At 69.5% G+C, this 11,972-nt stretch carries 15 protein-coding genes; 8 read left to right on the top strand and 7 right to left on the bottom strand.

Annotated features, from left to right (window positions below):
- Positions 1–22: 22 nt before the first annotated feature.
- A complete protein-coding gene (locus A3CU_RS0127910; RefSeq protein ID WP_027945070.1) occupies positions 23–1,243 on the bottom strand; it encodes an aminotransferase class I/II-fold pyridoxal phosphate-dependent enzyme in 1,221 nt (406 codons plus the stop codon).
- The gene (locus A3CU_RS46965) at positions 1,236–2,066 is read right to left on the bottom strand and encodes a glutamate racemase (protein WP_052372283.1); all 831 of its coding nucleotides are present in this window, start codon (positions 2,064–2,066) and stop codon (positions 1,236–1,238) included. The genes A3CU_RS0127910 and A3CU_RS46965 overlap by 8 nt, the downstream gene beginning before the upstream one ends.
- Positions 2,067–2,361: 295 nt before the next feature.
- Here A3CU_RS46965 and A3CU_RS0127920 point away from each other — a divergent pair, with 295 nt between their 5' ends.
- Genes A3CU_RS0127920 through A3CU_RS0127955 form a run of 8 tightly spaced genes read left to right on the top strand, consistent with a single transcriptional unit; the run spans position 2,362 to position 7,977 of the window.
- Positions 2,362–3,171 (top strand): LamB/YcsF family protein, encoded by an 810-nt coding sequence (locus A3CU_RS0127920; RefSeq protein ID WP_211246529.1) that lies wholly within the window; start codon positions 2,362–2,364, stop codon positions 3,169–3,171.
- Complete coding sequence (locus tag A3CU_RS0127925) at positions 3,164–3,802, top strand: 5-oxoprolinase subunit B family protein (RefSeq protein WP_052372284.1); 639 nt, start codon at positions 3,164–3,166, stop codon at positions 3,800–3,802. The genes A3CU_RS0127920 and A3CU_RS0127925 overlap by 8 nt, the downstream gene beginning before the upstream one ends.
- A 5-nt stretch (positions 3,803–3,807) precedes the next feature.
- Positions 3,808–4,698, top strand: coding sequence for a 5-oxoprolinase subunit C family protein (locus A3CU_RS46970; protein ID WP_245617378.1), 891 nt, complete (start codon positions 3,808–3,810; stop codon positions 4,696–4,698).
- Positions 4,695–5,540 (top strand): MurR/RpiR family transcriptional regulator, encoded by an 846-nt coding sequence (locus A3CU_RS0127935; protein ID WP_027945073.1) that lies wholly within the window; start codon positions 4,695–4,697, stop codon positions 5,538–5,540. Before A3CU_RS46970 ends, A3CU_RS0127935 begins: the two co-directional genes overlap by 4 nt.
- Positions 5,537–5,962, top strand: a complete 426-nt coding sequence (locus tag A3CU_RS0127940; RefSeq protein ID WP_245617376.1) for a RidA family protein — start codon at positions 5,537–5,539, stop codon at positions 5,960–5,962. The genes A3CU_RS0127935 and A3CU_RS0127940 overlap by 4 nt, the downstream gene beginning before the upstream one ends.
- Positions 5,963–5,996: 34 nt before the next feature.
- Positions 5,997–6,416, top strand: a complete 420-nt coding sequence (locus A3CU_RS0127945; RefSeq protein WP_027945075.1) for a VOC family protein — start codon at positions 5,997–5,999, stop codon at positions 6,414–6,416.
- Entirely contained in the window at positions 6,413–7,165 is a 753-nt protein-coding gene (locus A3CU_RS0127950; RefSeq protein WP_027945076.1) for an SDR family NAD(P)-dependent oxidoreductase, read from the top strand. Before A3CU_RS0127945 ends, A3CU_RS0127950 begins: the two co-directional genes overlap by 4 nt.
- Positions 7,166–7,206: 41 nt before the next feature.
- Positions 7,207–7,977, top strand: coding sequence for an SDR family NAD(P)-dependent oxidoreductase (locus A3CU_RS0127955; RefSeq protein ID WP_027945077.1), 771 nt, complete (start codon positions 7,207–7,209; stop codon positions 7,975–7,977).
- Positions 7,978–7,995: 18 nt separating this feature from the next.
- On the opposite strand, the gene A3CU_RS0127960 is transcribed toward A3CU_RS0127955, so the two are convergent.
- The 5 genes from A3CU_RS0127960 to A3CU_RS50075 all read right to left on the bottom strand — a co-directional run bounded on the left by A3CU_RS0127960 (position 7,996) and on the right by A3CU_RS50075 (position 11,864).
- Entirely contained in the window at positions 7,996–8,331 is a 336-nt protein-coding gene (locus A3CU_RS0127960) for a hypothetical protein (RefSeq protein WP_027945078.1), read from the bottom strand.
- Positions 8,332–8,474: 143 nt separating this feature from the next.
- Positions 8,475–9,686 carry an ABC transporter permease gene (locus A3CU_RS0127965; protein WP_027945079.1) on the bottom strand — a complete coding sequence of 404 codons (1,212 nt, stop codon included), beginning with the start codon at positions 9,684–9,686 and terminating at the stop codon, positions 8,475–8,477.
- Positions 9,683–10,336 (bottom strand): ABC transporter ATP-binding protein, encoded by a 654-nt coding sequence (locus A3CU_RS0127970; RefSeq protein ID WP_027945080.1) that lies wholly within the window; start codon positions 10,334–10,336, stop codon positions 9,683–9,685. Before A3CU_RS0127970 ends, A3CU_RS0127965 begins: the two co-directional genes overlap by 4 nt.
- A complete protein-coding gene (locus A3CU_RS0127975; protein ID WP_027945081.1) occupies positions 10,333–11,388 on the bottom strand; it encodes a peptidoglycan-binding domain-containing protein in 1,056 nt (351 codons plus the stop codon). Before A3CU_RS0127975 ends, A3CU_RS0127970 begins: the two co-directional genes overlap by 4 nt.
- Positions 11,385–11,864 carry a hypothetical protein gene (locus A3CU_RS50075; RefSeq protein WP_052372286.1) on the bottom strand — a complete coding sequence of 160 codons (480 nt, stop codon included), beginning with the start codon at positions 11,862–11,864 and terminating at the stop codon, positions 11,385–11,387. The genes A3CU_RS0127975 and A3CU_RS50075 overlap by 4 nt, the downstream gene beginning before the upstream one ends.
- Between the last annotated feature and the right edge of the window lie 108 nt (positions 11,865–11,972).

Here is an 11,972-nt window from a genome sequence, read left to right on the forward strand (position 1 = left end):
GCCGGGCCGACCGGACGCTGCGCTAAACGCGGGGGAACTTGTCCAGGACCTCCGCCATGCGGTTCAAAGCCGCGTCCCACGCTTTCTCTTCCTGCGCGAAGCAGATCCGGAAGTGCTTGCGGCCGCGCGGACCGAACTGGTAGCCGGGGTTGACCACGAGGCCGGCGTCGCGCTTGAGCGCGATCGCGACTTCCTGGTCGGTCGCGTCGATTCCGGGGAACGCGGGGAACAGGTACGCGGAACCGCCGGCGGGCCGGACGTCCACGCCCGGCATCTCGCTGAGCGCCGCGAGGCTGACATCCCGCAGCGACTGGTACTCGCCGATTCGCTTGGCGACATAGTCGGCGTCGTCGTCGAGCCACCGCGCGAGGATGTGCTGTGCGTAAGCCGGGCAGCGCAGCGCGGCAACGCTCATCACGTCTTCCATCCGGTCGATGATCTCCGGCGGCGCGACGGCCAGGCCGATGCGGTAGCCGCTGAGGCTTTCCGTCTTGCTGGGGCCGAGCGTGGTGATGGTCCGGGCACGCATCCCGGGCTCGGACATCATGTGGGCGAAGGGCTTGTTGTCGTACACGAGCCGGCTGTAGAGCTGGTCGACGAGCAACAGCGCGCTGCTGTCGGCGATGAGCGCGGCGATCTCCGCCACGTGCGCGGGGTCGAACAAGGCGCCGGTCGGGTTGTTGGGATGCGAAAGCATCACCAGCTTCGGATTCTTGCGCAACCCCGCGGCGAGTGCCTCCAGGTCGAGGCGGGGGGATTCACCAGCCGGCCACAGCAGCGATACCGGATGGATGTCCGCGCCGAGGTACCGCACCGATCGTTCGCTGGTGATGTAGTCCGGGTCGGGCAACACGACGGTGTCTCCGGGTTCCACGATCGCCGAGAGCGCGGTGTAGAGCGCGGCCTGGGTTCCCGGGGTGAGGATGATTTCGCGGTCGCCGTCCAGCTTTTCACCGAGGAAGCTCCCGGCGTGTTCGGCGACCGCGCGGCGGACTCCCGCGTCGCCACGGTACGGGGTGTAGGTCATCCCCGCGCCCGACGCAGCCTTGACGAACTCGTCGAGAACCCAGGAGTCGGGCGGAAAACGGTGGGTGTCGGCGTAGGTGATGTCGAGGAACTCGGGGCCCGCCGGGGTGCGTTCGAGTTCGCGTTCCAACTCACGCAACGACGCCCCCTCGATCGCCGCTCGCTCCGGCACCTCGAGGCGCCGCAGGCGGGTGGTCGGCTGATAGCTGTCACTCATGGTGGTGCGCTCCAATGACACTGTTTTCGTCGATACTCACGATGCGGACCGGCGGCAGGGCCAGTCCGCACATCCGGCCGGCGAACGCGACCCCGTCCACGGGGTGTGGTCCGGTAAGGCAGAAAAGGTCCTCCCCGGTGGCACCGGTGCGACCGGAATCGCCCAGTAACCCGAGCGTCAGGTCCACGGCGCTGGCCAACGGGTCGATGAGGGGGAAACCGGGCGCGGCCGCACGCATCGTGTCGAGGATGCAGGTGAAGTCGGTGCACGCCAGGACCGCCGAGGTGCAGCCCGCCGCAACGAGGAGGTCCATCGCCTGCTCGGCGAGCCGCCCGAGCCGGCCCGGATCGTCGCCCCCGCCTTCCTCGGCCAGGCGCAGGAGTTCCTCGGTGGCCACCTGAAACACTTCCCGCTCCGGGAGCGTTCGCGGCAACACTCCACTTGCGACAGTGCCCGCCGTGGCCAGCACGCCCACCGGCCCCTCGGGTGCCGCGCGGACCGACTCCCGGACCGCGGACACCATGTCGACAACCGGCAGCGCGCCGATCCCGGCGGTCTCGGCCACGACGCTTGCGGTGTTGCAGGCGATGACCCACACATCGCAGCCGGCTTGCACGAAGAACCGTTCCGCTTGCCCGAGAAACCGGGCGACCTCGGCGGCGGGCCGCGGACCGTAGGGGCGGCGTGCCGCGTCGCCCAGGTACACCAGCCGGTGCTGTGGGGCACGTTCGCGCAGCACGCCGGCCAGCGGGAGACCGCCGATGCCCGCGTCGAAGACGCCAATCGAGGCGCGGGCGTTCACGGCGTCGTCTTCGTTGCACACAGGCGTTTTCTGGTCTTGCGCATCTTTTGCTCCTCGTGTTCGCCTGGCCCGCAAGGCGTGCCGGCTCGGGAGAGATGGCCCGTCCGAGATGTTCCGGCGAGCTGTCCAGCGGTCAGCTGATCCTGCACCATAGATTGAAATGACGCAAGAGAGTCTTCCCGTCTTTTGCCACTTGAATCAGCGTCCGTTTGCTTATAGGACAACGGGCTTGATCCATGGCCGCAACCCGAGCAACCCTTGCGTCATATTCGAAAATGATGCAAGATAATCGCCTGTGGACCGAACGGAGGCACCCATGACGCGCGATCACCACGCTACGGCAACGGCGGCCCTGTCGTTGAACACCGACATCGGAGAGGGCTACGGCGCCTGGGTCATCGCCGACGACGACGCGCTGTTGAAACTGGTGACCGACGCGAACCTGGCCTGCGGGTTCCATGCCAGCGATCCCGACATCATGCGCCGCACCTGCCAGACGGCGCGCGAGCGGTCGGTCGCGGTCGGAGCACAGGTGGGCTTCCGGGATGTGCTGGGCTTCGGACGCCGGTTCATCGACGTTTCGCGCTCGACGCTGACCAACGAAGTGCTCTACCAACTCGGCGCGCTCTACGCGTTCGCGTCCGTGGAGCAGACGCCGATCGCGTTCGTGAAGGTCCATGGCGCGCTTTATCACGCCGCCGTGCAGTACGAGTCCTACGCACTCGCGATCGCCGACGCGGTGCGGGAATTCGACCCGAATCTGCCGATGCTCTGCCAGCCCGGCACCTCGTTCTCCCGCGTCATGGCGAACGCGGGACTCCGCACGATCGCCGAGGGCTACCTCGACCGCGCCTACACCGCGGACGGCCTGCTCGTGCCGCGCGGTCAACCGGGCGCGGTGAGCACCGACCCCGAGACCGCCGCCCGCCGGGCCGTGCAGCTGGCCGTCGAGCGCACCGTGACCGCGATCGACGGGACGGTGATCGACATGCCGGTCGAGTCCGTGTGCATTCACTCCGATTCGCCCGGGGCGCCGGTCCTGGCGGCGGCCGTCCGCCAGGCGCTGGAAGAAGCCGGGGTCGCGTTGAGATCGCTGGCCGGCACCACGGTGGCCGCCGGTGACTGAGCCGGCGTCGGGGGCCATCACCTCGGTCCGCCGCGTCGGTGACCGAGGCCTGTTGATCGAGCTCGCCGAACGCGTCGACGCGCATCGCGTGGCGGCCTTCGTCCGCGATCACCCGTGCGCACCCGAACTGACCGAGGTCATTCCCGCCGCACGCACCGTCTTCCTGCTCGGCCGGCCCTCGGCGCTGGACCGGATCGGCCGGGCCATTCCTACGGCGGCCTGGCCTGAGGTGGACGAGCGCCGCGGCAAGACGGTGGTCGTACCCGTCCGATACGACGGTCCGGACCTCCATGAGGTCGCCGAGCGCACCGGCTTGTCGGTGCGTGAGGTCGTGCGGCGCCATAGCGGCACCGAATACCGGGTGGCGTTCTTCGGGTTCGCTCCCGGACAGGCGTTCTTCTCGGCGCTGCCGGATGTCCTGCGAGTGCCCCGCAGGCCGAGCCCGCGCGTGCGGGTGCCCTCGGGCAGCGTCGCGATAGCCAACGAGTTCACCGTCATCTACCCACTCGACTCGCCCGGAGGATGGAACCTGATCGGGACCCGAGCCGGGCCGCCACTGTGGAACACGCAAGCCCAGCCACCGAACGCCGTCGACGTCGGCGATCGAGTCGTCTTCGATGAGGTCCGTTGATCGAGGTGCTCTCCCCCGGTCCCCAGGCGACCATCCAGGACGGCGGCCGGTCCGGTCACGGTCACCTCGGCGTGCCGCGCGCCGGGGCGATGGATCCGCTCGCCCTGAGCCAGGCCAACCGGCTCGTCGGCAACCCGGCCGAAACCGCCGCGATCGAGTTCCTGCTCGGCGGGTTCACCATCCGGTTCACCGAGGCGGCGAGTTTCTCCCTGACCGGGGCTCCGGTAGCGGCCTATCTGGGCCCGACGCCGGTCTCGCGCAACAGGTGGACCTACGCCCGGCCGGGCGACGTCCTCACCGCCGGCCCGCCCGCCTACGGCCTGTGGACCTACCTGGCGGTCGCCGGTGGGATCGACGTTCCACCGGTGCTGTCGAGCCGGTCGACCGACTCGCTGTCCGGGTTGGGGCCGCCCCCGCTGGCTCCGCGCGACGTCCTCCCGGTCGGGTCCGGCGGGGGCACCCCGGCCGTCCCCAGCGACGTCTTCGTGGAGAACGCGTCGGCCGGCCGGCGACTCGAACTGAGCTTTCACTGGGGTCCGCGGGCCGACTGGTTCACCGAGGAGACCTGCCGGACCTTCCGCACCGCGACGTGGCGGGTCAGCAGCGAGGTCGACCGCGTCGCCGCGCGCCTGACCGGCCCGCGCCTGCCGCACCAGTGCCTCGAGCAACTGCCCACCGAAGGCGTGCATCCCGGTTCGATCCAGGTCCCGCCGTCCGGGCAGCCGCTGGTGTTCCTCGCCAACCACCCGCCGACGGGGGGCTACCCGGTCATCGGCGTGCTCTGCGAACGCGATCTGGGTCGAATGGCCCAGGCGGCGCCCGGAACAATGGTGAGCATGCGCGCGACCCGGGCCGGGGACGGCACGAGGAGAATGAACAAGGAGGGGTCCTGGTGACCAATGGTGCGAACTCGCTTCCGGAGCGAGTCAGGGTTCGCTACGACCTGCTCAGCAAGAGCCAGCGCAAGATCGCCCGCTACTGCGTTTCCCGGCCCGCCGAGGCGAGCTCACTCACCGCGATGAGAATCGCCGAGAAACTCGGGGTCAGCGAATCGACCGTCGTCCGGTTCGCCATCAAGATCGGCTATGACGGCTTTCCCGCGATGCAGGAAGCGATCCGGGAAGAATCGCACCACGCGCCGGCGCCGGCCGACCAGCCCGGCGAACACGACGCCGACGATATTTCGCTGCAATCGTTGCGCAACGATCTCGAGGCGCTGCAACAGTCCATCGACGAACTCGACCTTTCCGCACTGACGCGGGCCACGGACGCGCTGGCCGCCGCGGAAAACATCTTCGTCTGCGGTTTCCGCACCTCGTTCAGCCTCGCCTACCTGGCCGATTTCCATCTCCGGAAGGTGCATTCGTCGGCGCGCCTGCTCGGCGACATCGGCGGAACACTGATCGACGACCTCGAAGCAGTGGGCCCCGGTGACGCCGTATTGGCCTTCACCTTTCCCGTCTACGACGACCGCACCATCCAGGTGGTCAACCGGGCGGTCACGGTCGGCGCGTCGTGCATCGTGGTCACCGACAGCGCGCTCGCGCCACTGCCGATCGACCCGCTCGTGCATACCCTGATGGTGCGCCACGACAGCTTGAGCTTCTTCAACTCCACCGTCGCCGCGGCCGCACTGATCAACGCGATCGTGGCGCGGCTGATGGACATCCGCAACCGGCAGGAGCCCTCGTTCGAACGAACGATCGCGAAATCCTTCCACACGAGAGGAAAACTGTGACCATCGCGCACCGCGAACCACCGTCCGAAGACGGCCGCCGGCCCGTCCGGACCCCGGATGCGCCACCGCCCGCCGGCACCTACTCGCAGGCGATCATCGCGGGTGGTTTCGTGTTCGTCTCCGGGCAGACGCCCCGCCTTCCCGACGGCACCCGCCTCACCGAGTCTCCGTTCGATGTCCAGGCACGGCAGGCATTGCGCAATCTCGAGGCCGTCGCCCAGTCCGCGGGCAGCTCTTTGCGGCACGCGACGATGGTCACCGTGTACCTGCGAGATGCCGGCAACCGCACGGTGTTCGACGAGATCTACCGCGAATTCGTCGGCTCCCCGTTCCCGGCCCGGGCGATCGTGCAGTCCGACCTGTTCGGAATGGAGGTCGAGATCACCGCGGTCCTGCTGGCCGCCACCCCGCCAACGAAATAGGCTTATCCACACTGGACGGACAGAGAGGAATCACATGACGAGGCCTGCTTTCCATCTCGCCATCCCGGTCGACGACCTTGACGCGGCGCGGAAGTTCTACGGCGGTGCGCTCGGCCTGGCCGAGGGCCGTTCCGCCCAGATGTGGGTGGACTGGAACTTCTACGGGCATCAGCTCGTCACACACGTCGCCGGGAACGGCGAACGCATCGCGGCGCGCAACCCGGTGGACGGGCACGACGTGCCGGTGCCGCATTTCGGCCTCGTTCTGTCCATTCCGGACTTCCACGCGCTGGCGGACCGGCTGCGGGCGGCGGGCACCGACTTCGTGATCGAGCCCTACCTTCGCTTCGAGGGTGAGCCGGGCGAGCAGTGGACGATGTTCTTCCTCGACCCCGCCGGCAACGCGCTGGAGTGCAAGGCATTCGCCGACGAGTCCCAGTTGTTCGCCAAATGAGTCGCGCAGTACTCGTCACCGGCGCGTCGCGAGGCATCGGACGGGCCGTCGCCACCGCCTTCGCCGAGCAGGGTGACCGGGTCGCCGTGCACTACTCGACGCGCTCGTCCGACGCGGAAGCCACCTTGGCCGGCCTGGCCGGGCAGGGGCACGCCCTGATCGGCGGCGACCTGGCCGATCCCGAGCGGGCCCGGACGGTGGTCGCCGAGGCCGTCGCGGCGCTCGGTGGCGTGGACGTGGTCGTGAACAACGCCGCCACCATGATTCCGCACCCGGTCGCCGACACGTCCTATGTGGACTGGATCGAGGCGTGGCAGCGCACCTTCGACGTGAACCTGTTCGCCGCGGTCAACGTCAGCTACTGCGCCGCTCGGCACATGATCGACACCGGCCGCGCGGGACGCATCGTGAACGTCGGTTCGCGCGGCGCGTTCCGCGGCGAGCCCGACCATCCCGCCTACGGCGCGAGCAAGGCCGCACTGCACGCCTTCGGCCAGTCCCTCGCCGTTTCCCTTGCCCCCCATGGGATCGCGGTCGCCTCGGTGGCACCCGGCTTCGTCGAGACCGAGCGGGTGTCCGGCCGGCTCACCGGCGCGGAGGGCGAGGCCATCCGGGCGCAGAGCCCATTCGGCCGGGTGGCCAGTCCAGAGGAGGTCGCCTCCGCCGTCACCTATCTGGCCTCGCCCGCGGCCACCTGGTGCTCCGGCACGATCCTCGACGTGAACGGAGCCTCCTACCTACGCACCTGACCGGCGGTACGGTGGCGACACCACCGAGCGAAGGAGCGAACGTGCAGCGATTCACCGACCGGCGAGTCCTCATCACCGGAGGAGCATCCGGCATCGGCCAGGCCACCGTGCTCCGGCTGCTCGCCGAAGGCGCCACCGTCGTCGCCGCCGACCTCGCCGCCGAGGGCCTCGGGGAGACCAGCAAACTGGCCGCCCAGGCCGACAGCGGCGATCGCCTCACCACGATGACGCTCGATATCGCGGACGAGAACGCCGTCGGGGAGGTGGTCGGCGACTCGATCTCCCGGCTCGGCGGGCTCGACGTGCTGGTCAACGCGGCCGGCATGCTCCGCGGCGGGCACACTCACGAGTTCTCGCTCGAGCTGTGGAATCGCATCCTCGCGGTCAACATCACGGGGACTTTCCTGGTCACCCGTGCCGCACTGCCCGCGCTGCTCGACAGCGGGCACGGCGTGATCGTCAACTTCAGCTCGACCTCGGCCAGCTTCGCCCACCCGTTCATGGCGGCGTACTCCGCGAGCAAGGGCGCGGTCGAGGCCTTCACGCACTCCATCGCACTCGAATACGCCAAGCGCGGTATCCGGGCCGTGTCGGTCAAACCGGGCAGCATCTCCAGCGGCATCACCAACAACTTCCTCCAGTTCATGCCGCCGGACATCGACTGGTCACTGCTGGGCAAGCTCTCCCCGGCCCTCGGTGAGGGGTTCGCCGCACCCGAAACGGTCGCCGGTGTGGTGGCCATGCTCGCCTCCGACGACGGGAAGTTCATCACCGGCACCGAAATCCGCATCGACGGCGGCACCCACGCCTAAGACTGTTTTGAACACCACCTAGAACGTCCAGTTCGACTGCGAAAAGGCGATCATGATCACGACGCCGATCACGATCGTGAGCACAATGCCGAGCGTGCCCCCGAGCACCATGCCGGAACCGAACGACTTCCAGGGTGATCCTGGCGGGAGGATCCTGAGCACGCACCCCACCAGGATGGCGCCGATCGCGATGCCGGCGAACGCATACGCGTACTCGCCTGCGCGCCAGCCCGTGTCCCAGAAAACTTGACGCGAGAGGCCGAGCACCACCAACCCCAGCAGCACGACCGGCACCAGAAAGCCGGCGAACGCCACTCCCGGTCGCTTCGGTTTTCGCTGGTCCAGTTCGTTCATTTCTGTAGTATCTCAGCCGCCGCGCGGCCGAAGCCACAACTCGCCTGCCCGAACCGGGAACTCGGCTGCCCGAACCGGGAACTCAGCTGCCTGAACCCGGAACTCACGGTCCTGGGCCGGGGACACGCCGGCGCGTGCGCTGGTCAGGGGGTGGCGAGGGCCTCGGTGGGCGACAGCCGGGCGGCTCGCCAGGCCGGGTAGACCCCGGCACAGACGCCGATCGCCATCGTGGCGAGCAGGCCGCCGACGGTCGCCCAGCCCGGTACCACGACCGGCCAGCCCTGGTAGGCGGCGTACCCGGTGGTGACCGCGATCGCCAGCAGCACCCCGCCGGCCCCGCCGAGCACGGACAGCAGGAGCGACTCGGTCAGGAACTGCAGCCTGATCTGTCCGCGGGTGGCGCCGAGCGAGCGCCGCAGACCGATCTCCGGGCGCCGTTCCAGCACGGAGATCACCATCGTGTTGGCCACGCCCACCCCGCCGACGAGGAGTGCGACCGCGCCCAGCCCCAGCAAAAGCCCGGTCAGCGTCGCGTTGGCGGCATCCCTGGCCACCAGCGCGTCCGACGGCCGCGACACGCTGACCTCGTTCGGGTGCTCGGGATTGGCGGCCTTGGCCAGGATCGACTGGACCTCGGCCACGGCGTCGTCGCGGGTGCGGGTGTAGATGGTCGTCGGATACCCGTTGAAGTTCAGCTGGGCGGTGGCCTCCGGCCAGCCGATCAGCGCCGAGTAGTTCAGCTCCGGCGCGAGCGGGACCGGATCGAGCACGCCGACCACGGTGAACCACTGGCCGCCGAGCCACACCCGGGTGTCCGCCGAGGCCACGCCGACGCCGAGCCGTTGCGCGGCGGTCGATCCGAGCACCACCGCCGGGTACCGCTCGGTCGCCGGGTTGAGCCACGCGCCGCTGGCCAGCTCGGCGCCGACCGTGGGCAGCAGGTCGGTCCGGGCGGCGAGCACCGTGAGGCTGCCCGTCTCCGCCGCCGGTATCCGGTCGTTGCGGTAGACGTGCGCGGTCGTCAGCTTCGCCGTGGCGGTCACCGAGGTGACCCGGTCGATCCGGCCGATCATCGGCACCGCTTCGGTGGGCAGGTGGGAAGCGTCGCCGAAGACGGTGTTGCCGGGGGTGACCTTGAGCAGGTTCGTGCCCAGCGCGGCGAGCTGGCGGTCCAGGCTCGCCCGGCTGGAACTCGCGATGCCCACCACACAGACCATCGCGGCGATCCCGATCGAGATGCCCAGGGCGGACAGGATCACCCGCAGCGGCCGCGTGCGGAGGCCGCCCGCGCCGACCCGGAACACATCCCGGGGCGAGAGGCGAGCGACCCGGGTCGCCTGGGTCGACACGGTCATGACCTCACCTGCCCGTCGCGGATTTCCACCCGGTGCGGAAGGCCGGCGGCGATCTCGCGGTCGTGGGTGATCACCACGACGGTGGTGCCACCAGCGTTCAGCTCGCGCAACAGCCGCATCACCACCATTCCCGACCGGGAATCCAGGCTTCCGGTCGGCTCATCGGCCAGTACCACGTCCGGCTCACCGACGACGGCGCGGGCGATCGCCACCCGCTGCTTCTCACCGCCGGAGAGCTGGTGCGGACGATTGGTGGCGCGGTGCGCCAGCCCCACCCGTTCCAGGGCCTGCCCAGCGCGACGCCGCCGCTCCCGCAACCCGAGTCCGGTGTAGAGCAGGCCGTCGGCCACGTTGTCCACGGCGGGCACCCCGGCCGCGAGGTGGTACTGCTGGAACACGAACCCGATGGTTCGCCCGCGCAGCGCGGAAAGCTGCCGGTCGGACAGCCGGGACAGCTCGTGTCCGGCGATCGTCACCGAGCCGCTGGTCGGCAGGTCCAGCGCGCCGATCAGGTTCAGCATCGTCGACTTGCCGGACCCGGAGGGACCGACGACGCCGACCAGCTCCCCTCCTTCAATGGTCAACGACACGTCGCGAAGGGCGGTGACACCGCCGGGATAGGTCTTACCGACCTGGTCGAGCGTGATCACGAGGGCACCCCCACCCGCGTGCCCTCGGCGATCCCCGCGCCGGAGATCTGCACGCGCCCGTCCGCGAACATGCCGAGGTCGACCGGCACGACGTGGCTGGTCGATCCGGTCACCACCTGCACGCCGTACTTTCCGTCCGGAAGCACCATCAGCGCGGCGACCGGAACGGTGAGGACGTCCGCCACGCTGGCCGAGACCAGCTTCACGTCGACCGGCGCCTGATCGAGGCTGCCGAGCGTGGCCTGGTCCGCGACGGTGACCGTCACGTCGATGGTCGGCGGATCACCGGGCTGCTGCCCGGGGACGGCCACGGAGCCGACGGTGGCGACCGTGCCCTGGACGGTCCGGGCATCCGGCAGCGTGATCGTCGACGCGATGCCGGGCCGGACCAGCGTCTGCTGGGCCACCGGGAGGGCGATCTGCACGGTCCTGGTGGTACCGGTGTAGGAGAGCAGCCGCCCGCCGCCCGCACGGTCGCCGAGGTGCGCGTCGACCGCGGCGACCCGGATCGCGCCCGGCGTGATGACGACGCTCGACGGGTCGAAAACGCCGGTCTCGGTCAGTCCCAGATCGTTCTGCCACCTGCTCACCGCGCTCGCGGTCGCCGCGGTGTAGGTGTTGTCCACGGTGATTCCGGTGTAGCCGAGGGCGGCGAGGTTCTCCTCGACCTCCCGGACGTCGGCACCGGTGAGGCCGGCGCGGAGCTCCCGGTAGAGCGGCAGGCCGCCGATGAACAGCGGGACCGGGAGATCGTCCCGCTTGTAGACGGGCTGGCCACGGTTGATCATCGCGCCTGGCCTGGGCAGCCAGGTGATGGTGCCCTGGCCGCCCGAGGCGACCGGGGTCTGCGAGCCGTAGCCGATCGTCCCGTTCACGTCCTGGGTCTGGATCAGGGTGGTCCGGGTGACCGTCGCGGTCGCCGGCGGCAGACCGGCTTCCGAGGCGGGTGCCGGCGGGGCATGGCCGACGAGTCCGTTCACCACGACCGCGGCCGCCGCGACCAGCGCCGCGACCGCGATCGTGCCGGTCACCAGCGCGGTCCGCCGGTTCATTTGTGGCCCCCGTCGGTGACCAGCTTGTCCTGGCATGCCTGGCTCGCCGCCTGGTAGCCCGGATCGTTTTCGATCTGCGTCCGGGTTGCGTTGGCCAGGCGGCCACCGATCGTGCTCTGGCCGGTGTTCGGGTCGGGATCGCTCACCTCGATGCCGTGCTCCCGCATGCACACGGCGTATGCCCGCAGACCGTCGAGTTCACGCGGGTCCGGGGCCTGCGGTGCACCGCCGTTGGGGAGGAACTGCTGGCAGGCCTGCAAGACGGCGGTCCATTGCGGGGCTTGTACCCCGCTGGGCGGGACGAGGGACTGGTTCGAGGAGTTCGGATCGGGATCCGGCACGTTCACGCCGTGGTCACGCGCGCACTTGGCGAAGTTCACCATGGCGTTCCCCGCACTGGTGCCGGTGGAAGGCGACGCCTGACCACCGCCGGACGTGGCTCCGCCGGAATTGCAGGCCGCCACGGGCAAAAGCACGAGCAGTAGGACAGGTATGCACGCAAGTCGTTTCATGGCGAAAAGGTCTACGCCCGGGCCGATGACAGCACCGCTACTCGCGATGTCGCACGGATGTCATCTCCCATG

Origin of the sequence: Amycolatopsis taiwanensis DSM 45107 (assembly GCF_000519205.1) — a bacterium.
Classification (GTDB): domain Bacteria; phylum Actinomycetota; class Actinomycetes; order Mycobacteriales; family Pseudonocardiaceae; genus Amycolatopsis_E; species Amycolatopsis_E taiwanensis.